This is a genomic window from Nonomuraea rubra, from assembly GCF_014207985.1.
Lineage (GTDB): Bacteria > Actinomycetota > Actinomycetes > Streptosporangiales > Streptosporangiaceae > Nonomuraea > Nonomuraea rubra.
Genome location: NZ_JACHMI010000001.1, coordinates 10,225,766 through 10,246,381 on the forward strand (window position 1 = coordinate 10,225,766; position 20,616 = coordinate 10,246,381).

Below are 20,616 nucleotides of genomic sequence, written 5' to 3' on the forward strand. Positions count from 1 at the left end.
CCGGGTGAGAGCGCTCTCACCCCCAGCCTCGGCCTCAGGTCTCAGCCGAAGACGTGGTCGCGTGCCAGGTCCAGGGCCGTCAGCACCGCGCCCTGCAGCACCGCGTTGCCCTCCACCGTGCTGGCCCGCACCTCGGTCGGCGCCGGCGCCAGCTCCCGCAGGCGCGCGGCCACCTCGGCGGCCAGCTCGTCGCCGCCCGCCTGCCCGGCCTCGCCGCCCAGCACGACGAGCCCGGGGTCCAGGAGCGTGACGAACGCGAAGGCCCCCTGGGCGATCCGCGCGGCGAACTCGGCGCGGTCGAGCCCCCGCGCCACGCTCTCGGTCACCAGGCTGCAGAACGCGGTGCCGTCCACCTGGAGGAACCCGACCTCACCGGCGCCGCCCGACGCCCCGCGGCGCAGCCGGCCGCCGAGCACGACGGCCGCTCCCACGCCGTCGCCCACCCACATCAGCACGAAGTCCTCGGCCCCCTGAGCGGCGCCGGTGCGCAGCTCGGCGATGGCGGCCAGGTTCACCTCGTTCTCCAGGACCAGCGGCGAGCCGAGCCGCTCACGCCAGGCCGTCACCAGCCCGGCCCGCCATCCAGGCACGTCGTTGGCCGTCACCAGCTCGCCGTCGCGCGGCGTCACCAGCCCGGGCGCGCCGACCACGACGTTGTCGATCACCCGGTCACCGGCGGCCTCGGCCAGCGTGCCGGCGACGAGGTCCACCAGGTCGCCGGTGACCGCCCGGCTCGTCCTGGCCACCACCCGCCCGGTGATGTCGGCGATCACCACGGAGATCGTCTCGCGCCGCAGGTCCACCCCCGCCACGTGGGCGCGCCCCGCCACCAGCCCGTACACCCGCGCGTTCGGCCCCCGCCGGTCCTCGCCCGACTCGCCCGTGACCTCGATAAGCCCGCTCTGCGTGAGGCGCTCGATCAGGTCGGACACGGTGGGCCTGGACAGCCCGGTCAGCTCGCGGAGCTGGGGCGCGCTCAGGGGGCCGCGTTCGAGCAGCAGGTCGAGGGCCAGCCGGTCGTTGATGGCCCGGGCCATGGCGGGGGTCGCGGTCTTCATGGCTCCCATAATAAGCAGGGAGCCTGCCTAAAACCTCTTTTCATCAGGAAGCCTGCCTGATAGTTTCTCGACCCATGAGCCATCATCGTGCGATCGCTATTGTTTTCGCCGTGCACGGCGCCATTGCCGGGACCGTGTCCACGCGCATCCCCTGGATCCAGGATCACCTGGCCCTCGACCCCGGCACCCTGGGGTTGGCGCTGCTCTGCCCGCCGATCGGCGCGTTCCTCGGCATGCCCATGGCCGGGCGTGTGGCGTACCGCTTCGGCAGCCGGGCGGCCACCCGCGTCCTGCTGGCGGTGTGGTGCGTGACCCTGGCGCTGCCCGCGCTCGCGCCGTCGCCCGGCTGGTTGTTCGCCGTGTTCTTCCTGTCGGGGGTGGGTGCGGGGATGTCCGACATCACGATGAACGCCCACGCCGTCGTCCTCGAACGGCGGCTCGGCCACTCCATCATGTCCGGGCTGCACGGCATGTGGGCCGTGGGCAGCCTGGCGGCCGGCGGGGTGGGCACGCTGGCCGCGCAGGCCGGCGTCGACGCCCGGATCCACCTCGGTGTGGCCGCCGCCGTCCTGCTGGTCGTGCACGGGCTGGCCGGGCGCGGCCTGCTCCGGGACGGCGAGGCCGGCGGCGCGACCCCGGACGCTCCGGCGCCCCGGCGCTTCGCGCTGCCCTCGCGGGCGATCCTGCCGCTCGGCCTGGTCGGCTTCTGCGCCGTGTTCGCCGAAGGCGCCAGCGCGAACTGGGCCGCCGTCTACCTCACGCACGTCACCGACGCCGGTCCGGGCGTGGCCGCCGCCGGTTACACCGTCCTCATGCTGTGCATGGCGGGCACCCGCCTGATGGGCGACCGGGTCATCCGGCTGCTCGGCCCCGTGACGACCGTCAGGGTGGGCGGGATCGTGGCGGCGCTCGGCGGCGTCGCCGTGGTGACGGCACGCACGCCCGCGCTCGGCATGGCCGGGTTCGCCCTGATCGGGCTGGGGGTGGCCGTGGTGATGCCGCTGGTGCTGGCGGCCGCCGGCAACGCGGGGACGAACGCGACCGAGGGAGTGACGGGGGTGGCCACGATCACGTACATGTCGGGCATGGTCGCCCCGCCGGTCACCGGCTGGCTGGCCGGCACGCTGTCCTATCCGGCCGCGTTCACGGTGATCACGGGGGTGGTGGTGGCGATGACGCTGCTCGCCCGCGTCGTACGACCCTCCGGCGGCGCGCCCCGGCGGCTCTCCGCCGAGGGCAGCCTCGTGGGGACGCTGGACTGAGCCCTACCGGACGTGCGCGGCGACGACCCGGGCGGCCTCCAGGGGCTCCTTGTCCGTGGTGTCCACCTCCACGTCGTAGCGCACGCCCTGGTGGGCCACCTCGGCCTGCAGCTCGGCCATCCCCGGGGGCCGGTCCCGCCGGGCCAGCTCGCGCCGGGCGGCGACCGCGGCGTCGCACCTGACGCCGACCCACAGGACGTCCAGGCCGGCCAGCGCCTTCTCCCACTCCTGCTGGGACGACGGCCCGCCGAGGAAGACGTCGTCGATGATGACCGGCGCGCCCGCGCGGGCCATCGTGGCGACCCCTTCCCGCCACGCGTGCTGCAGCCTCCGGAAGTCAGGCCCGACGTTCACCTCGCCGTCGGAGGTGATCTCGATGCCGGCGTCCGAGGTCTGCATGGCGGCGGGCATCGCGTCCACCAGGTCGTCGATGGAGATGCTGAGCCAGGGCTCGGGCAGGACGGCCTGCAGGCTTCTGGCCAACGCCGACTTTCCGGCGCTGGAGCCGCCGTTCAGGACGATCACTTGTGTCACAGCGCCACGTTAGGGGCTGCGCCGGGTGGTGCGAAACAGCATTTCGGCTGATACGCTCCCAAGCGAGCGCTTGGTTTACCTGCTGAGGGGTTGCCGAATGAAGTTCTCGACCTTCCATCTCTTCCACCGGTTCGACGGGCAGAGCTTCAAGGACGTCTACGACTACCACCTGGAGCTCATCGAGCTGGCCGAGGAGCTGGGGTTCGACGGGGTGCGGCTGGCCGAGCACCACTTCAGGGACTACGGGGTCGTGCCCAACCTGTTCACCATGCTGGCCCACGCCGCCGCCAGGACGTCCAGGATCAGGCTCGGCACGGGCATCGTCGTGCTGCCGCTGCACAACCCCGTACACGTCGCCGAGGAGGCCGCGCAGGTCGACGTGCTGTCGGGCGGGCGCCTGGAGCTGGGGATCGGGCGGGGGTACCAGAGCTTCGAGTTCGAGGGGTTCGGGATCGACCTCGCGGAGGCGCGCGACCGGTTCAACGAGGCGCTGGAGGTGATCGTCGGGCTCTGGACGCAGGAGGTCTACCAGCACGAGGGCAAGTTCTACCGGACCGGCGCCGAGGTGTCGCTCGTGCCCAGGCCGCTGCAGAGCCCGCACCCGCCGCTGCACGTGGCGGCCGTCTCGCCCGAGACGGTGACCATGTACGCCGAGCGCGGCCTGCCCATCCTGGCCGACCCGGCGGCGCCGTTCAGGAAGGTCGTGCAGGCGGCCGAGACGTGGCGGGAGACCGCCGCGCGGGCCGGGCACGCGGCCCCGGCGGACCTCGTCGTGGCCCGCAGCGTGTACGTCGCCCCCACCCTGGAGCAGGCCCGCGCGGACCAGGAGCGGTTCGAGGCGTCGTTCGACCGCTCGCGCATCTTCAACGAGCGCAGCGCCCCCATCGACCCCAGGACCGGCAGGACCGCCCAGGGCTTCGAGTACTACCAGGACCGTTACCTCAAGGGCGGCACGCTCTCCGCCGACTTCCGGTGGGAGCAGCTCGAGGTGATCGGGGACCCGGCGCGGGTGATCGAGCAGATCTCGCTGCTCAGGGACGCCGGGTTCGGCAACCTCCTGTGCGACTTCGGCAGCACCAGGCCGATGCCGCTGGAGGACATGAAGCGGGTCATGCGCTTCTTCGCGACCGAAGTCATGCCGGCCTTTGGAGACTGAGATGATCCACAGCCTGTCCCTGTCAGACGTGCTCGCCGACCACGCCCGCAGCCGCCCACAGGTGACGGCGGTGGTGGACGGGGAGCTGCGGCTCACCTATCGCGAGCTGGACGAGCGGGTGACCCGGCTGGCCGCGGCGCTGGAACGGCTGGGGGTGTCCGCCGGCGACCGGGTGCTGTGGCTGGGGCAGAACGCGTACGCGGTGCTGGAGCTGCTGCTCGCCTGCTCCAGGCTGGGCGCGATCTGCTGCCCGGCGAACTGGCGGCAGTCGGCGGACGAGCTGCGCTTCGTGCTCTCCGACCTCACCCCCGCGGCCGTCTTCTGGGAGCGCTCCGAGACCACCGAGCCGCTGCGCGACGCGGGGTGGATCGAGGCGGGCGAGGAGTACGAGCGGCTGATCGCCGAGGCGCCCGGACGGGACTTCCCCCAGGTCTCCGACACCGAGCCGGTCCTGGCCCTCTACACCGCCGCCTTCGCCGGCCGCCCGAGCGCCGCCCTGCTCAGCAGTGCCGCGCTGGTCGCGCACGCCACGACCCTGCTCGTCGTACGCCAGATGGAGCCGGGCTTCACCTTCCTCAACAGCGGGCCCCTCTTCCACGTCGGCACCATGATGTTCTGCCTGGCCACGCTGCAGATCGGCGGCACGAACGTGTTCACCCCCGCCTTCGACCCCGAGGAGGTGTGCCGGCTGGTCGACGCCGAGCGGGTGACGCAGGCGTTCCTGTTCGGCGGGATGATCGACGCGGTGGCCAAGGCGAACGCGGGCGGCAAGTACGACCTGTCGTCGCTGCGGTTCGTCGCCCACTCCGCCGAGTGGGACGACATGATCACCGTGGACGACTCGCCCTGGTGCCGGTCCAAGATGGGCGGGTACGGGCAGACCGAGGTGGGTGGCATGCTCACGTTCCTGGGGCTGGCGGAGGGCGGGGCCGGGTTCGCCGGGCGGCCGTCGCCGCTGGTGCAGGTGCGGATCCTGGGTCCGGACGGCGGCGAGGTGCCGGTGGGTGAGACCGGGGAGATCTGTGCTCGCGGCAAGACCCTCTTTTCCGGATATTTCGCCCGGCCCGACTTAAATGCGGAAAAGACGGCGTACGGATGGCACCACACCGGCGACCTCGGCCGGCGCGAGCCGGACGGCACCATCACCTTCATCGGCCCCAAGCTCCGGATGATCAAATCCGGAGCGGAGAACATCTATCCGGCCGAGGTGGAGCGGGCGCTCAAGTCCCATCCCGCCGTGGCCGACGCCGCCGTCATCGGCGTCCCCGACCCCGACTGGCACCAGGCGGTCAAGGCCGTCGTCGCCCTGAAGCCCGCGGCCGGGGCCACGGAGGACGAGCTGGTCGAGCACGTCAGGGGGTTGCTGGCGGCGTACAAGCGGCCGCGGCACGTCGCGTTCGTGGACACCATCCCCAAGCGCGGCTTCACCCCCGACTACGACGCCCTGGACGCCACCCACGGCGGCGGCAACTACCCAGGCACCTGACCCCGTCCCCAACACCTGCCCGGCCGAGCCACAGGACCCGCACCCGGAACGCACGGAGCGACGCACCCGGCCTGCCTGCACGCGCGGGGCCGGGCACGCGCGAGGCCCGGGGCTGGGCGGTCAGGGGCGGGGTAGGGGCAGGCCTGCTTCCAGGTGGGCGAGGGCCTCGTCGAGCAGGGCCGGGGCGTCGAGGTCGCGGTCCTTCACCCAGTCGGCCCAGATCCCGACCATGACCCCCATGATCGCCCCCGTGACGTTGCGGATCCCCGGATCGTCCGCAGGACGCCCCTCCCGAGCCGCGAGCCGCTCGCGCAGGGTCGCGGCCACGCCGGTCACGTTGTCGATGCTGGCCGCCCACAGCTCGGGCACCGTGAGCATCAGCACCTCCCGCTCCAGGCTGTCGGCGCGCTCCTCCGAGGTCTGGGCCTCGATCATGGCCCGCATGGCCAGCCGCACGGCCCGCACGGGCGGCACGTCGGGCGGCACCTCGTCGAGCGCCTCCACGAACGGCGGGAACTGGTCGACGATCACCAGGTCCTCCTTGGTCGCGAAGTAGCGGAAGACGGTGCTGGGCGCCACCTCCGCCGCCTCCGCGATCTGCTCGACCGTCGTGGCCGCGTACCCCTGCTCGCGGAACAGCCGCAGCGCCTCCTTCTGGATCAGCGCCCTCGTCTTGGCCTTCTTCCGCTCGCGCAGGCCCGGTCGATCACTCATGTCTCCGCATTCTCGGGGCTACGGCGGCTCACGTCCACTTTCAGGAGTCCGCCGCGAATCGCTATACAACTCTCTTTTGAGAGTCTACTCTCAAAATCATGCGACTTCCTACGGACCGCGACCCGCGATGCCCCTTCGACCCGCCCGCCGAGCTGCGCGGCCTGCCCGCGATGAGCAGGCTGGAGTTCCCCGACGGCCATCTCGGCTGGCTGGCCACCACGGCCGAGGCGGCCAGGACCGTGCTCGGCGACCCCAGGTTCAGCGCGCGCCGGGAGCTCAAGCACGCCCCCGTACGCTTCACCACGCCCGGCGAGACGGGACGCCCCGCACCCCCGGGCTTCTTCGGCGCCATGGACCCGCCCGAGCACACGCGTTACCGCCGCCTGCTCACCGGCCAGTTCACGCTGCGCCGGATGCGCCTGCTGGAGCCGCGCATCGCCCGCATCGCCGCCGAGCACCTGGACGCCATGGCCGCCGCGGGGCCGCCGGTGGACCTGGTGAGCGCCTACGCGCTGCCGATCCCGTCGATGGTCATCTGCGAGCTGCTGGGGGTGCCGTACGAGGATCACGAGTTCTTCCAGGAGCGCAGCCTGCGGCTCGTCGCGCCGGACGGCGACGTGGACGGCGCGACCGCCGACCTGGCGGCCTACCTGGGCGAGCTGGTACGGCACAAGCGCGCCGAACCGGGCGACGACCTCATCAGCGGGCTGACCGGCGACCTCTCCGACGAGGAGCTGATCACCGTGGCGATGATCCTGCTCGTCGCGGGCCACGAGACGACCGCGAACATGCTGGCACTCGGCGTGTTCGCGCTGCTGGAGTCCGGGACTCCCTACGAGGAGGGCGCGGTCGAGGAGCTGCTGCGCTGGTTGTCGATCGTGCAGCACGGCGCGCCCAGCAGGGCCGCGAAGCAGGACGTGGAGGTGGCGGGCGTGCTCGTGAGGCAGGGCGAGACCGTCGCGCTGTCCCTGCCGGTGATCAACCGGGATCCCGGCGTGTTCGACCGGCCGGACGTGCTCGATCCGGGTCGCGAGGAGGCCCGCAGGCACCTGTCGTTCGGGCACGGCATGCACCAGTGCCTGGGGCAGCAGCTCGCCAGGATCGAGCTGCGCATCGGCTACGGCGCGCTGTTCGAGCGCTTCCCCGGCCTGCGCCTGGCCGTCCCGCCGGCGCAGGTGCCGCTCAAGCAGGGCGGCGCGGTGTTCGGCGTCGCATGCCTGCCGGTCGCCTGGGACTGAGTGCCGGAAGCCCGGTGTTGCGTGCCTGCCGGTCGTCTGGGACTGACCGCCAGGCAACTCGGCGGTGCCCGGCCCGGCGCGAGCGTCACAGGATGGCGAGCGGGGTGAGCGGGCTCCCCGTGCCGCCCTCGATCCGCAGCGGCGCCGCCACGAACACGAACTCCGTGCGGCCCGCCGCAGCCAGCTCCTCCAGCCAGAGCATCTCGATCAGGTGGACGCCGTGCCGGTGGAGCAGCAGCAGGTGCAGGTCGTCCTCGACCGGCTCCTCGGCCAGCCCGCGCGCGTCGAGCCCGCCGATGGCGGCGTTGTCCGAGGCCACGGCGGCCACGTCGTGCGCCGCCAGCCACCGCCCCGCCTCCGCCGACAGCCCCGGCTGGCCCGACCAGTACTCCTCGCGCGAGCGTTCCCACACCACCGGCCAGCCCGTACGGACGACCGCCACGTCCCCGGGCCGCGGCACGGCGATCTCCTCCAGCAGCGCGGCCGGGATGCGGTGGCCGGCGGGCAGGTGGTCGAGGCCGAGCCGCCGCGGCACGTCGTACAGCACGCCCCTGGCCACCACCCCGCCCACGTGCTCGATCCCGCACCTGGTGGCCCCGTACGAGCGGACCCTGGCGGCCGGGTGGCCGTTGTAGAGCTCGTCGCCCGACCACATGTGGCACAGCGCGTCCATGTGCGTGGTGGTGCCGTGATGGGTGACGATCAGGGCGTCGTCGGCCACCCGCAGTCCCGCGCCGATCGGCCGGGCGCCGGCCGCGTAGTCGCCGCCGTCCACGGACATGAAGTGCTGCGGCAGCGGGCGGCCCGGCAGGTGCGGGACCGTGCCGGGGGCGGGCGAGGAGGTGGCGCCCCTGATCGGCATGGCCAGGCTGAGCACCTCACCGGTGACGGCGCTGCGCAGCGCGTCGAGCACGACGGACGGGGTGAGCAGGTTCAAGGTGCCGCGCTGATCGTCTGGGCCGAATCGTCCCCAATTGTTAGGCTCGGTGACCAAGTAAGCGCTCCCTTTCTCTGCGGAGGTCTGATGCACTGCGATCCTCGGTTCTCCCGCGTTCGCGAGGTGTTCGAGCGGCATTTCGCCGACGGTGAGGAGCTGGGCGCGGCCTTCGCCGTCCACCTGGACGGCGAGCTGGTCGTGGATCTGTGGGACGGCGTCGCGGACCGGCACACCGGACGGCCGTGGGAGCGGGACACGCCGGCCTTCGCCTACTCCTGCACCAAGGCGATCACCGCCGCCGTGCTGCTGCAGCTCGTGGAGCGGGGGCTGGTGGACGTCGCGGCGCCGGTGGCCGAGGTGTGGCCCGAGTTCGCGGCGCAGGGCAAGGGGGCGGTCACCGTCGAGCACCTGCTCAGCCACCAGGCGGGGCTGCCGGTGCTGGAGGAGCCCGTGCCGGTCGAGGAGTTCGAGGACCAGCCGGCCATCGCGGCCAGGCTCGCCGGTCAGCGGCCGCTGTGGGAGCCGGGGTCGGCGCACGGGTACCACGCGCTGACGTACGGGTTCCTGGTGGGGGAGGTGGTCAGGCGGGTGACGGGCAAGTCGGTGGGCGAGCTGGTGTCGGCCGAGATCGCCGGGCCGCTGGGGCTGGAGCTGTGGGTGGGGGCGCCGGATCCGGTGATCGAGCGGGCGGCGCGGCTCACGGCCGGCGAACGTCCCCGCAACGACCGGCCCGCCACCACCCCCGACACCCCCGCCGGCCCGGCCACCAGCGCCACCCCCGGCACCACCATCACCGCCGTCACCGAACCGGCGCCCGCCGCCCCCGGGCCGGCGGGAACGGGAGACGAGCAGGTGGGAACGGGAGGCGAGGCGACAGGAACGGGAGGCGGGGCGGCGGCGGCCGGGAGGGCGCCGAACGTGCTGGCCGAGATGGCCAGGGCGGCCTTCGACCCGGGCAGCCTGATGAACCGGGCACTCGGCAACCCCGCCATCAACCTGCTCAAGGGCGGCGCGAACAACCCGGTGATCCTCCGGGCGGGCTGGCCCGCGGCCGGGGTGGTCACCACGGCCAGAGGGCTGGCCGGGTTCTACCGCGCGCTGATCGCCGGCGAGATCCTGCGCCCCGGGACCCTCCAGGAGGCGCTGCGGCCCCGGGTGGACGGCCCCGACCGGGTGCTCGTCCTCGGCACCTCGTTCGGGCTCGGGTTCATGCGGCCGTCGGCGACGTTCGTGGTGCCCTCGCCGGGCGCGTTCGGCCATTCGGGCGCCGGCGGCTCGATCGGGGTCGGCGACCCGGAGCGGGGCCTGGCCATCGGGTACGTGATGAACAGGATGGCCAACGCGATCTCCGGCAACCTGCGCGGGATCCGCCTGCTGCAGGCCGTCTACGACTCGTTGTGACCGCATGGCCGTTCAGTGCATGGTCACGCCGCCGCTCACCGACAGGGTCTGTCCGGTGATGTACGCGGCGCGTTCCGTACACAGGTAGGCGACCAGACCGGCGACGTCGGCGGGCGTCCCGAGGCGGCGCAGCGGGATGGCCCGCGCGATCCTGTCCACCAGCCCCGGCTCCGCCTCGGACACCCGGCGGAGCATGGGCGTGTCGGTGGGGCCCGGGCAGACCACGTTGGAGGTCACGTGCGCCCTGGCGGCCTCGCGGGCGAGCGTCTTGGCCAGGCCGAACAGCCCCGCCTTCGTCGCCGCGTACGCCCCCTCGCCCCCGGACCCGGCCCTGGCCCCGTCGGAGGAGACGAACACCAGCCGCCCCCAGCCCCTGGCCATCATGCCGGGCAGGAGCAGCTTGGTCAGCAACATCGGCCCGCGCAGGTTGACCTGCCACATGAGGTCCCAGCCCGCGGGATCGCTCTCGGTGAACGGCTCCACGATCGCCACCCCGGCGTTGTGCACCAGGATGTCCACCTCGCCGACCGCACCCGCGAACTCCGCCACGGAAGCCGGTGAGGCCAGGTCCACGTGCAGCGCCCGGTTCCCGGCCCTTATCACGTCCACGTCGGCGATCACGTCCACGTCGGCGATCACGACCTCGGCGCCGAGCGCGGTCAGGTCGGCGGCGATGGCCGCGCCGATCGCGCCCGCTCCCCCGGTCACCACCGCCGTGCGCCCGTCCAGGCGCAGCCCGTCCATCATCGTTTCCACGCCTCGACCAGGTCGGCGGTGGTGGCCCGGGTGGCGAGCAGGCTGATCGTGTGCTTCAGAACGGCACGCGCGTACTCCTCGGGGATGCCCGCCACCGCGTCCGTGACGACGGTCACCCGGTAACCCAGGTTCACCGCCTCCAGCGCCAGGCCGGGGATGCCCAGGTTGAGGGAGACGCCGAGCGCGACGACGGACGTCACGCCCAGCGAGCGCAGCGTCATGTCGAGCGAGGTGCCGGTGAACGGCGAGAACCCGTGGTGGCGCCGGCTCTCCAGATCGGTGTCCTCGCGCAGCCCGGGCAGGACCTCGGTGGCGGGCGTGCCCTCCAGCATGTGCCGCGGGTCCTTGAGCAGGGAGACGATGAACGGGCAGTTGCCGGCGTGGGAGCCGGCCCGGTCGGCCCGGAACGCGGCCGTGCAGTGGATCACGGGCAGGCCGGCCTGCCGGGCCGCCTGGAGCAGGCGGGTGGCGTTGGCGGTGACGTCGCGGCGGGTGCACGCCTCCACCAGGTCCGGAAACTTCGTCAGATCGCCGACCACGCCCCGCTGCATCTCCATGACCAGCACCGCCACGCGCTCCACCGGCGACCTCCACACTTCTTAGCCGAGCGCTTGCTTGGTATCCGGCTCAGCATAACACCGGACGAAATCTCCCGGCTCGTGACAACCGGAACCCCGGGTGAGACCGTCGAATTCAAGACGGCTGCCTGATGGGGGTAGGACTTGGTCCCTGGTTACCGTGAAGTGCGCCAGCTCGGCGCCGGCCGCACCGGCCGCGTCTTCCTCGCCACCTACCAGTCGACCGGCGCGTACGTGGCGATCAAGTACCTGAACGCCACCCTGCGCCGGGACGCCGAGTTCATGGACCGCTTCCGGTCGGACACCCCGCACCTCGTCGAGCTCGACCACCCCGACGTGGTGCGCCTGTACGAGTACGTCGAGACCCCCACCAGGGCCGCCCTGGTCATGGAGCTGGTGGACGGCGTGTCGCTGCGCACGCTGCTGGCCGAGCACGGCCACGTCACCCCTGAGGCGGCGCTGGCCGTGCTCAAGAGCACGCTGCAGGCCCTGGCCGCCGCCCACGAGCGGGGCGTGCCGCACCGGGACGTCACGCCGGACAACATCCTGGTGCAGGCCGACGGCACCACCAAGCTGGGCGACTTCGGCGTCGTGGTGCACGCCGAGGAGCCCGGCGTGCCGGCCGGCACCCCCCCGTACATGTCGCCCGAGCTGTGGACGCTGGGCACGGCCGGGCCGCCGGCCGATCTGTACGCGGCGGCGTGCGTGCTGTTCGAGGCGGTCAGGGGACGGCCGCCGTACGTGGCGGAAAAGGGCGGGGCGACCGCCACAGGCGGCGCGAGCGGCACAGGCGGAGTGGGCGGCACAGGCGGAGTGGGCGGCGCGCCGGACGTGCCCGCGCTGCGCCGCAAGCACGTCGAGGAGCCCTTACCGCTGGAGATCGCGCCCGACGCGCTGCGCGACCTGCTCAGGCGGGGGCTGGCCAAGGATCCGGCGGAGAGGTACGCCTCGGCGAGGCAGTTCGCGGCCGAGCTGGAGGAGGACGCGGTCGCCGGGTACGGCCCCGACTGGGAGAAGCGCGGGCGGCGGCACCTGGCGGAGCAGGCCACGCTGCTAGCCCTGCGCTTCCCGCTGGCCAGGACCGGCAGCCGCACCTCGGTCGCGGCCGGCCTGCGCGAGCGGGTGCCCAGGCTGCCGCCGCAGCTCTGGGTGGCGGGCGCGACCGTGGTGGCCGCGCTGATCGCGATCCTGCTGTCCGGCGGGCACCTGCCCTCGGGACCGGGCACGATCCTCATGCCACCACCCCGGTCCCAGACCGAGCCGCAGACCCCACCCCCCTCCTCCGAGCCCGCCCCCACGACCCGGACCCCCACCCCGCCCACCCGCGCCGCCACCACCCCTCCACCCGGCACCGCCACGCCTCCCCCGCCCACCCCTCAGGGCGGCACCTCCGTGTCACTCCCCGCCGTACGGGCGGCGGGCATCCTCGGCTGGAACGGCACCACGGGCTCGATCTCCGTCACCACGGACGGCACGGGGCCCGTGCGCCTGCTGATCGCGTACACCTGGCGGGACGGGAACGGCGGAGCCGCCAGGACCGTCCGGCGGGAGACCCGCACCCTGCGCGGGCGCACCTCCTACACCAGCCCGGTCTCGTACGCGCCCGCCCAGCCGGGGTGCGGCGAGCGCGCGCACCTCGGCCTCCTGGTGATGACGGAGCCCGCGGCGGCGAACGGACCGCAGGTGAGCGAGGCACCCGTGAACGGCCCCGCCTGCCCCACGACCCGCTCCGCCACCCCGACCCCGCCACCCACCGCCTCGGCCACCGGCACCCCCACACCCACAGAGTCCCCGGCCACGCCTCCACCGGCCTCCGAAACCCCGTCCGCACGGCCATCGGACGCCCCGGCCGCCCAGCCCTCTGACGTCCCGGCTGCCCGGCCATCGGACGCCCCCGCCCAGCCCTCTGACGTCCCCGCCCTGTCTTCGGACGCCCCGGCCACGCGGCTCTCGGAGGCCCCGCTCGCACAGCCTTCCCCGGACGCGTCACCCCAGGGAACGCCGCCCTCCTCGGACGCCCCTTCGGCCGCACCACTCCTCCCCGCCACCCCCGAGCCACCCGCGACGGACTGACAGGCGACGAGCGGCAGGTAGCGGGGGCCTTGTCGGGCAACCAAGCGTGCGCTAGCTTGGCAGCGATGAGCGGTGACACCTCCCCCTACCGGGCCGCCTGCGCGCGCGGCGAGCTGGTCATCCAGCGCTGTACGGCCTGCGACCGCCGCATCCACCTCCCCGAGCCCGCCTGCCCCTGGTGCGGCGGCCACGAGTTCGCCTTCGAGCCCGCCTCCGGCGACGGCCTGGTGCACACCTACACGGTCGTGCACCGCTCGTTCGCCCCCGGGTACCGGGGGCGCGAGCCGTACGTGATGGCGTGGGTGGACCTGCCGGAGGGGGTGCGGGCGTTCGGGCACGTGGTGGGGTGCCCGCCCGGACAGGTGCGCATCGGCCTGCCGGTACGGGTGACGTTCCGGGACGACCTGCCCCATTGGAGGCCCGCGTGAAGCTGGGCAACGTGCTGATCCCCGTCGCCGACCTGGATGAGGCGATCGCGTTCTACGGGCTGCCGGTGAAGTTCCGCGACGGTGACCGGTTCGCCGCGCTCGACGGCGGCGGGGTCACGGTGGCGCTCGCGGGCCCGGCCGAGCAGGTCACCGACTCGGCCGCGCCGTCGTACAAGGTGGACGACGTGACCGCGGCCGTGGAGCGGCTGACGGCGCGCGGCGGCGAGGTGGTGCGGGCGCCCGAGGCGGGGCCGCACGAGACGCGGGCCGTGCTGCGCGATCCATCGGGGAACCTCTTCGTGCTGTATTCGCCCCTCTGACCAGCCCCAACGGAGGCCCCCATGGCCCGATCACCCTACGGCAACTACGGCCACGCGATCCTGACCGCCGGAGCGCTGCGCACGCCCGGCCGGGTGGCGCTGACGTACTGCGGCGAGCAGAGCTTCACCTACGACCAGCTCAACAGGAACGTCAACCGCCGCGCCCACGCCCTGCTCGCCGCCGGGATCATGCCGGGCAGCCGGGTGGCGGCGCTGCTGAACGAGACGTTGCGGGTGGCCGAGGTGTACCTGGCGCAGGCCAAGATCGGGGCGGTCACGGCGGCGCTGAACCCGTACTGGCCCGTCGAGACGCTGCGTGACGTGGTGGCGGCGGCGAGGTGCACGGCGTTCGTGTACGACGCGACCGTGGAGGCGGTGGTCGAGCAGATCAGGCCGTCGCTGCCGGAGGTGACCACCTGGATCCACGTGCGGGACCTGGAGGGAGCCGCCGAGGAGGAGCCGCCGCTGGGCGCCTTCCACGACGACCCGCTGGCGCTCTACTTCACCTCCGGGACGACCGGGCTGCCCAAGGCCGTCGTGCACACGCACGCGTCGTCGCTGGCCACGGCGCAGATCTGGCTGGACGTGCCGCGCGGGCCGGACTCGGTGTTCGGGACGGGCGCGATCATCTGGGGCATCGGCTTCCCCGCCATCGTCGGCCCCGCGCTCTACGCCGGGATGCGGCTGGTGCTGGAGCAGGACTGGGGTCCGGCGAACTTCCTGCGGGTCGTGCCCCGCGAACGGGTCACGCACCTGTCGCAGATCCCCTCGTTCTACTCGGCGCTGCTGGCCTCGCCCGACCACGAGGACGTGGATCTGTCGTCGATCCAGGTGATCATGCTGGGCGGCGAGCCGCTGACCGCGACCATGCTGGACCGGATCAAGGCCAGGCTGCCGCAGGCCGGCGTGTATTCGTACTACGGGCAGACCGAGGCGCCGTACACGTGCATGGGGCGGGTGGACGACGGCTCGATCCCGCTGGGGTCCTCGGGCCGGGCCCGTACGGGGAACGCGGTGCGCGTCACCGACCCGCAGGGGCGACCGGTGGCCGACGCGGTCGGCGAGATCAACCTGGCCGGGCCGCACCGGATGGCCGAGTACGACGGGCTGCCGGACAGGACGGCGGAGGTGCTGCGCGGCGAGTGGTACGTGGGCGGCGACCTCGGGACCCTCTCCGCCGACGGGGTGCTGCGCGTGCTCGGGCGGCGGGAGGACTCGATACTCAAGGGCGGGATCTGGACGCAGCCGTCCGTGATCGAGGAGGCGGCCATCGCGCTGGACGGGGTGGCCGAGGCGGGCGCCGTCGGGCTGCCCGAGGGGGCGGCGGAGCAGCAGGTGCTGCTGGCCGTGGTGCCCAGGGCCGGGCACTCGCTGGACGCCTCCAAGCTGGCGCTGGCCCTGGCGGACCTGCTGCCCGCGCACCAACGGCCCGACCACATCGTGGTGGCCGACGAGCTGCCGCACTCCCAGGACGCCTCCGGCGGGCCCGGCAAGCTGCTGCGCAGGAAGATCCGCGAGCTGCTCGGGTGAGCGGGGGTGTGAGCGCGCGTGAGGACCCGGCTGCCATGACCGACGGCCCGTCCGAGCACGAGGTCAAGGCGCTGGTCGCGGAGGCGGGGGTGCCGGTGCCGCGCGGGGTCGTGGTGCGCGGGGACGGCTTCGGGGCGGCCCGGGAGCTGGCCGGGCCGCTGGTGCTGAAGGCGTTCGGGCCGGGGCTGACGCACAAGTCCGAGGCCGGGGGCGTGGTGCTGGGGCTGGCGTACGAGGAGCTCGGGGACGCGGCGGCGGGGATGCGGGCCCGGCTGGAGCCCGCCGGATTCCTGGTGGCCGGGTTCCTGGTGGAGGAGCAGGCCGGAGCCGGGGTCGAGCTGATCGTGGGGCTGGTACGGGATCCGGCGTTCGGGCCGGTGCTGCTTGCCGGGCTGGGCGGGGTGTGGACGGAGGCGTTGCGCGACACGGCGCTGCGGCTCTGCCCGGTCACGGAGGCGGACGTGCGGGGCGCGCTGGCGTCCCTGCGCGGGGCCGCGCTGCTGGACGGGTGGCGCGGCGGGCCGCCGGTGGACGTGGACGCGGTGGTCAAGGTCATCATGGCGGTGGGCGGGGCCGGAGGGTTGTGGGAGCGGCTGGAGCTGGGCGAGTTCGAGCTGAACCCGGTCATCGCGGGCCCTTCGGGAGCGATCGCGGTCGACGCCCGCTACCTCCCGGCCGAAGCCGCGGACCGCACCCTGGCCACGGCGACCCGCGCGACCAGCCTCCCGCCGGAGGCGGCGGTCCGCGCGGCCGGCCTCGCACCGGAGGCGGCGGTCCGCGCGGGCGGTTTTCTGCCGCTCTTCGAGCCGAAGGCCGTGGCCGTCGTCGGGGCGTCCACGTCCCGGCCGAACTTCGGGAACATGTTCCTGGGCTTCTACCGCGACGCGGGCGTGCCGCTGGTGGCCGTGCATCCCACGGCGGCGGAGGTGGGCGGGGTGCCCGCCGTACCCTCGCTCGCGCACGCCGACGTGGACTACGCCCTGGTGGCCGTGCCCGCCGAGCGCTGTGCCGAGGTGGTGCGGGAGGCGCGCGGGGTGCCGTTCACGCAGGTGATGAGCGGCGGGTTCGGCGAGGCCGGGCGGCAGGACCTGGAGCGGGAGCTGGTCGCGGCGGCGCGGGCGGCCGGGACGCGGCTGCTCGGCCCCAACTGCATGGGCGTGTACTGCCCGAGGGGACGCCAGACGTTCGTCGGCGGCGGGATGGGCCCGGCGGGCACGGTCGCGCTGATCTCGCAGAGCGGCGGGCTGGCCGGTGAGGTGATCAAGGTCGGGGAGCGGCGGGGGCTGGCGTTCAGCCGGGTCGTCACCGTCGGGAACGCGGCCGACGTCACCCCCGCCGAGCTGCTGCGCTGGCTGGCGCGGGACGCGGAGACCCGGGCGATCGGGATGTACCTGGAGGATCCGAGGGACGGCCGCGAGCTGTACGAGGCGCTGCGGACAGCGGGCAAGCCCGTGGTGCTGCTGGCCGGCGGGCGCAGCGGGCAGGGGCGGCGGGCGGCGGCCTCGCACACCGGCGGCCTGGTGAGCGACCGGCGGATCTGGGAGGCGGTGGCCGAGCAGACCGGCGCGACGCTGGTGTCCGGGCAGGACGACCTGATCGGGGTGCTGGCCTACTTCCAGGCACACGGAACGCGCGGCCCGGGCGGGGACCGAGCACACGGAACGGGCACCGGCGGCGGGGAGCGAGCGCACGGGACAGGTGCCGGCGGCGGGGAGCAGGTGCTGGTGGTGGGGCCGAGCGGGGGTGCGAGTGTGCTGGCCGCGGACGCGTTCGACCGGGCGGGCGTGCGGCTCGATCCGCTGCCGAGCGACCGCCTGGACGCGCTGAGCGGGCTCGAGGTGGTGGCGACGGGTAATCCACTCGAGGTGCCCGTGGGGCCGCTCGGCAGGGCCGGGCTCGTGGCCGACGTGATCGACGTGCTCGCGGGCCCGTACCGGGACGTGGTGGCGCATGTGAACGTGCAGGCCTTCTTCACGTACGGGAATGCCCCCGAGCCCCTGTACGACTACACGCGCGCGCTCGCCGCGGCCCAGGCGGCGCGGCCCGGCGTGCGGATCACCCTGGTCACGAGGAACGGCGAGTGCGCCCCCGCGGGCGTCGAGGACGAGGTCGGTCGGATCGCGGCGGCGGCGGGGATCCCCGTCTACCGCACCATGGAGGCGGCCGCCGTGGCCGTCGCGGCAGGAGGACGGCATGGGGCTGCTTGACGGCAAGGTGGCGCTGATCACGGGCGGGGCGCGGGGCATGGGGGCGGCGCACGTGCGCCTGTTCCTGGAGGAGGGCGCGCGGGTGGTGTTCGGGGACGTGCTGGACGAGGAGGGCAAGGCGCTGGCGGAGGAGACGGGCGCCACGTACCTGCGGCACGACGTGACGAGCCCCGGGGAGTGGGAGCGGGCCGTGGGGACGACTGTGGAGGTCTACGGCAAGCTCGACGTACTGGTCAACAACGCCGGGATCCTGAAATTTCGCCGCATCAGTGAGATGTCACTTGACGACTTCGACCGCGTGATCAGCGTGAACCTGAAGGGCACCTGGCTGGGCGTCAAGTCCGTGATCGAGCCCATGAAGGCCGCCGGTCGCGGCTCGATCGTGAACATCTCCTCCATCGAGGGCTACGTCGGCGCGGAGGGTCTGTCGGCGTACTCGGCCTCGAAGTTCGGCATCCGCGGCATCACGAAGTCGGCGGCGCGGGAGCTGGCCAGGTTCAAGATCCGGGTGAACTCGGTGCACCCCGGCGCGATCAACACCGCCATGGCGCTGGACCCGGACATCGTGGCCGAGGTGGACGCGGAGGCGTTCGTGAAGTCCATGGTCATCAAGCGGTTCGCCAAGCCCGTGGAGGTGTCGCACGTGGTGGCGTTCCTGGCCTCGGACCGGGCCAGCTACTGCACGGGCAGCGAGGTCACGGTGGACGGGGGCCTGCTGACCGGCGCAGGATACTGACACCTTACCCCAAGGTAGATCTTTTACGGTTAAACCGCCTAGCCTCGGACATTTCTGGCAACATCACTGACCTGCGGTTTCCACACCCGGAGAGGCCTCGTCCTCCCGGGGGCGTGCTCAATCTGCGGTTACGACTTGATAACCTCACTCAGCACGGAAGACGACAGGCCTCCGGTTTTGTCACACCAGTCCCGGGTTCCCCTCCTTACCCAGTGCTGCGTGGATAAACCCGGTCTTGCCCGGAAGGTGCCCCCATACCTCCATGACGCCAGAGATCCAGAAGTACATCGAACTGCTCGAGAGCCAGCTCGGGTACTCGGAGAAGTCCGGGTCGTACACCAAGTTCGGCGACTGGTACGGCAAGAACGTCGAGTTCGACGCCGACTACAGCTCGGCGCCATGGTGTGACATGTACCTCTCGTGGGCCGCGCACAAGCTCGGCTACGAGGAGTGGATCGGTCAGTTCGCCTGGACGGTGGCGCACGCGGAGTGGTTCAAGGAGCAGGGGGCGTGGGGCAAGACGCCCAAGCCCGGCGCGTTCGTCTTCTACGACTGGAGCGGCTCCAACGACCTCGACAACATCGACCACGTCGGCATCGTGACGAGGGTCGAGGGCAACACGATCCACACCATCGAGGGCAACATCGACGGCGGCGTCGCCAAGCGCAAGGAACGCGACACCAGCAAGGTCGTCGGGTACGGCTACCCCGAACGCATCAAGGAACGGCTCGACGCGGCGGCCGCGAAGAAGAAGGCCAAGGAGCAGGCCGCCGAGGTTGGCACGATCCAGGTCCCCGAGGAGTCGCTCAGCTCGATGATCCCCCGGTCGGAGGCCGGACGCTCCGCCCAGACCCCCCTGGACGCGGGCCGGATCCAGTCTCAGGACCCGACCAGGGAGCAGTCTCCGTCCCAGGGGCAGGTCGAGGGCCAGACCCCGGGCGAGGCCCAGGGCCGCGTCCAGGACCAGCCCAGGAACGAGACCTCCCGCTCCACTCCCAACGGGCGTTCCGACTCCGCCCCGGCCTCCGACTCCGCTTCCGCGACCGCCACGACCACGGCGCCCCGCTCCGGCTCGCACCCGCAGGCCGCCGCCTCCCCCGCGCCCGGCGCGATCAAGAAGGGCAAGCACGCCAAGCCCGCCACGGCCGACACCGAGGCGGCCACCGCCGAGCCGCTGCCCTCCCACAGCGACGCCTCCGCCACCGGCCCGTTGCCTGCCATCGACTCCCCGACGCTGATCGGCTCGGCCCTGATCGCCGCGCTCGCGCTGCTCGCCGTGGCCAAGACCCGCCGCCTGCGGCTGAGCCCGGCCACAGCAGGCAAGCCGGCGCGCCCGTCCCGCGCCAAGGGCCGCCGCCGTCGCCGCGGACCCGCACCCGTCACGGCTACCGCCGACGCCGCGGCAGCGCAGCGCCTCACCGCGGTGGAGCTCCAGGAGAACGCCGACCGCCTCGCCACGTCGGCCGCCCTGCGCTCCCTCAGCACCTCGGACGCCGCCTCCGACGTCCTGAGCTCCGTAACCGCCTCGGACGTCCGCCACCGCGCGACCTCCAGGGACGCGGCCCGTTCAGGCGGCGCCCGGCACCGCAAGCTGTCGCTCGAGACCAGGCCGTTCAACCTGGCCACGGACGCGCCCCGGCATCACGCCGGCGACCGCCACACCGGCGGCCACCACGCCGGGGGCCACGCCGCGGGCCACCCCGAGCGCCGCCACGCCCCCGGGAACCACCGCCGCGGCACCGGCTCGTTCACCCCCGCCTACGACACCAACCCCTACGAGCCGGACTTCGACCAGAGCCGCTACGCGTTCACCGAGCACACAGCACCCCTGGAGCGCATCACCTTCACCGACGAGACCGGCCCGCTGGAGCGCATCACCATCACGGACTCGACGGGCTCGGTGGAGGTCGTCCTCGACACGGGCCCGCTGCAGCGCTTCGTGGACACCGGCCCGTTCGAGCGCATCGTCATCCCCGGCGCGACCAGCACGTTCGACGCCTTCAGCCCGCCGCGCCGCAGGGGCGGCGACCTCCTCGACTCCCCGGACCTCGCCGCCTACCGGGGCCGCCGCAGACGCGCGGGCCTCGCCGAGGAGCACCCCGCGACCGACCACCTGCCCAGGGGCCGCCGCCACCGCAGGACGCACCAGCAGGACGAGCACCACCTGGTCGGCGGAGGCCGCCACCGAGCCTGACCGGGAAA

Annotated in this window: 18 protein-coding genes; 12 read left to right on the forward strand and 6 right to left on the reverse strand. The window is 73.3% G+C overall.

The annotated features are described in order from the left end of the window. Positions 1-41: 41 nt before the first annotated feature. On the reverse strand, positions 42-1,058 hold the full coding sequence (locus HD593_RS46550) for an ROK family transcriptional regulator (RefSeq protein ID WP_221525325.1): 1,017 nt from the start codon (positions 1,056-1,058) through the stop codon (positions 42-44). A 74-nt stretch (positions 1,059-1,132) separates the two neighbouring features. Between HD593_RS46550 and HD593_RS46555 the strand changes: the two genes are divergently transcribed. Continuing rightward, the gene (locus HD593_RS46555) at positions 1,133-2,320 is read left to right on the forward strand and encodes an MFS transporter (RefSeq protein WP_185109314.1); all 1,188 of its coding nucleotides are present in this window, start codon (positions 1,133-1,135) and stop codon (positions 2,318-2,320) included. A 3-nt stretch (positions 2,321-2,323) separates the two neighbouring features. Here the strand turns inward: HD593_RS46555 and cpt are convergent, their stop codons facing one another. Continuing rightward, positions 2,324-2,854: a chloramphenicol phosphotransferase CPT gene (gene cpt, locus HD593_RS46560; RefSeq protein ID WP_312904226.1), complete on the reverse strand. Its 531-nt coding sequence runs from the start codon at positions 2,852-2,854 to the stop codon at positions 2,324-2,326. Positions 2,855-2,951: 97 nt separating this feature from the next. On the opposite strand from cpt, the gene HD593_RS46565 reads away from it, so the two are divergent. Together HD593_RS46565 and HD593_RS46570 are read left to right on the forward strand one after the other, a co-directional pair. Further along, positions 2,952-4,010, forward strand: coding sequence for an LLM class flavin-dependent oxidoreductase (locus HD593_RS46565; protein ID WP_185109315.1), 1,059 nt, complete (start codon positions 2,952-2,954; stop codon positions 4,008-4,010). A gap of 1 nt (position 4,011) precedes the next feature. Continuing rightward, entirely contained in the window at positions 4,012-5,496 is a 1,485-nt protein-coding gene (locus tag HD593_RS46570; protein WP_185109316.1) for an AMP-binding protein, read from the forward strand. Between the two features lie 120 nt (positions 5,497-5,616). Here HD593_RS46570 and HD593_RS46575 read toward each other — a convergent pair whose 3' ends face one another. Next, positions 5,617-6,210, reverse strand: coding sequence for a TetR/AcrR family transcriptional regulator (locus HD593_RS46575; protein ID WP_185109317.1), 594 nt, complete (start codon positions 6,208-6,210; stop codon positions 5,617-5,619). Positions 6,211-6,308: 98 nt separating this feature from the next. Between HD593_RS46575 and HD593_RS46580 the strand changes: the two genes are divergently transcribed. Next, positions 6,309-7,448 carry a cytochrome P450 gene (locus tag HD593_RS46580; protein ID WP_185109318.1) on the forward strand — a complete coding sequence of 380 codons (1,140 nt, stop codon included), beginning with the start codon at positions 6,309-6,311 and terminating at the stop codon, positions 7,446-7,448. An 85-nt stretch (positions 7,449-7,533) separates the two neighbouring features. Here HD593_RS46580 and HD593_RS46585 read toward each other — a convergent pair whose 3' ends face one another. Continuing rightward, positions 7,534-8,442: a cyclase family protein gene (locus HD593_RS46585; RefSeq protein ID WP_185109319.1), complete on the reverse strand. Its 909-nt coding sequence runs from the start codon at positions 8,440-8,442 to the stop codon at positions 7,534-7,536. A 30-nt stretch (positions 8,443-8,472) separates the two neighbouring features. On the opposite strand from HD593_RS46585, the gene HD593_RS46590 reads away from it, so the two are divergent. Further along, positions 8,473-9,786 carry a serine hydrolase domain-containing protein gene (locus tag HD593_RS46590; RefSeq protein ID WP_185109320.1) on the forward strand — a complete coding sequence of 438 codons (1,314 nt, stop codon included), beginning with the start codon at positions 8,473-8,475 and terminating at the stop codon, positions 9,784-9,786. A 12-nt stretch (positions 9,787-9,798) separates the two neighbouring features. On the opposite strand, the gene HD593_RS46595 is transcribed toward HD593_RS46590, so the two are convergent. Next, entirely contained in the window at positions 9,799-10,530 is a 732-nt protein-coding gene (locus tag HD593_RS46595) for an SDR family NAD(P)-dependent oxidoreductase (RefSeq protein ID WP_185112546.1), read from the reverse strand. Continuing rightward, positions 10,530-11,123 carry a cysteine hydrolase family protein gene (locus HD593_RS46600; RefSeq protein WP_312904228.1) on the reverse strand — a complete coding sequence of 198 codons (594 nt, stop codon included), beginning with the start codon at positions 11,121-11,123 and terminating at the stop codon, positions 10,530-10,532. The genes HD593_RS46595 and HD593_RS46600 overlap by 1 nt, the downstream gene beginning before the upstream one ends. 162 nt (positions 11,124-11,285) lie before the next feature. Here HD593_RS46600 and HD593_RS46605 point away from each other — a divergent pair, with 162 nt between their 5' ends. The 7 genes from HD593_RS46605 (at position 11,286) to HD593_RS62710 (ending at position 20,608) form a co-directional block, all read left to right on the forward strand. After that, positions 11,286-13,193: a serine/threonine-protein kinase gene (locus tag HD593_RS46605; protein WP_185109321.1), complete on the forward strand. Its 1,908-nt coding sequence runs from the start codon at positions 11,286-11,288 to the stop codon at positions 13,191-13,193. A gap of 65 nt (positions 13,194-13,258) precedes the next feature. Continuing rightward, positions 13,259-13,621, forward strand: coding sequence for a Zn-ribbon domain-containing OB-fold protein (locus tag HD593_RS46610; RefSeq protein ID WP_185109322.1), 363 nt, complete (start codon positions 13,259-13,261; stop codon positions 13,619-13,621). After that, entirely contained in the window at positions 13,618-13,941 is a 324-nt protein-coding gene (locus HD593_RS46615) for a VOC family protein (RefSeq protein ID WP_312904229.1), read from the forward strand. The genes HD593_RS46610 and HD593_RS46615 overlap by 4 nt, the downstream gene beginning before the upstream one ends. A 21-nt stretch (positions 13,942-13,962) precedes the next feature. Continuing rightward, positions 13,963-15,471, forward strand: coding sequence for a class I adenylate-forming enzyme family protein (locus HD593_RS46620; protein WP_185109324.1), 1,509 nt, complete (start codon positions 13,963-13,965; stop codon positions 15,469-15,471). 8 nt (positions 15,472-15,479) lie between these two features. After that, entirely contained in the window at positions 15,480-17,678 is a 2,199-nt protein-coding gene (locus tag HD593_RS46625; protein WP_312904231.1) for an acetate--CoA ligase family protein, read from the forward strand. Then, a complete protein-coding gene (locus tag HD593_RS46630) occupies positions 17,665-18,414 on the forward strand; it encodes a glucose 1-dehydrogenase (RefSeq protein WP_185109325.1) in 750 nt (249 codons plus the stop codon). Before HD593_RS46625 ends, HD593_RS46630 begins: the two co-directional genes overlap by 14 nt. Positions 18,415-18,676: 262 nt before the next feature. After that, the gene (locus HD593_RS62710) at positions 18,677-20,608 is read left to right on the forward strand and encodes a CHAP domain-containing protein (RefSeq protein WP_246547095.1); all 1,932 of its coding nucleotides are present in this window, start codon (positions 18,677-18,679) and stop codon (positions 20,606-20,608) included. Positions 20,609-20,616: the final 8 nt, after the last annotated feature.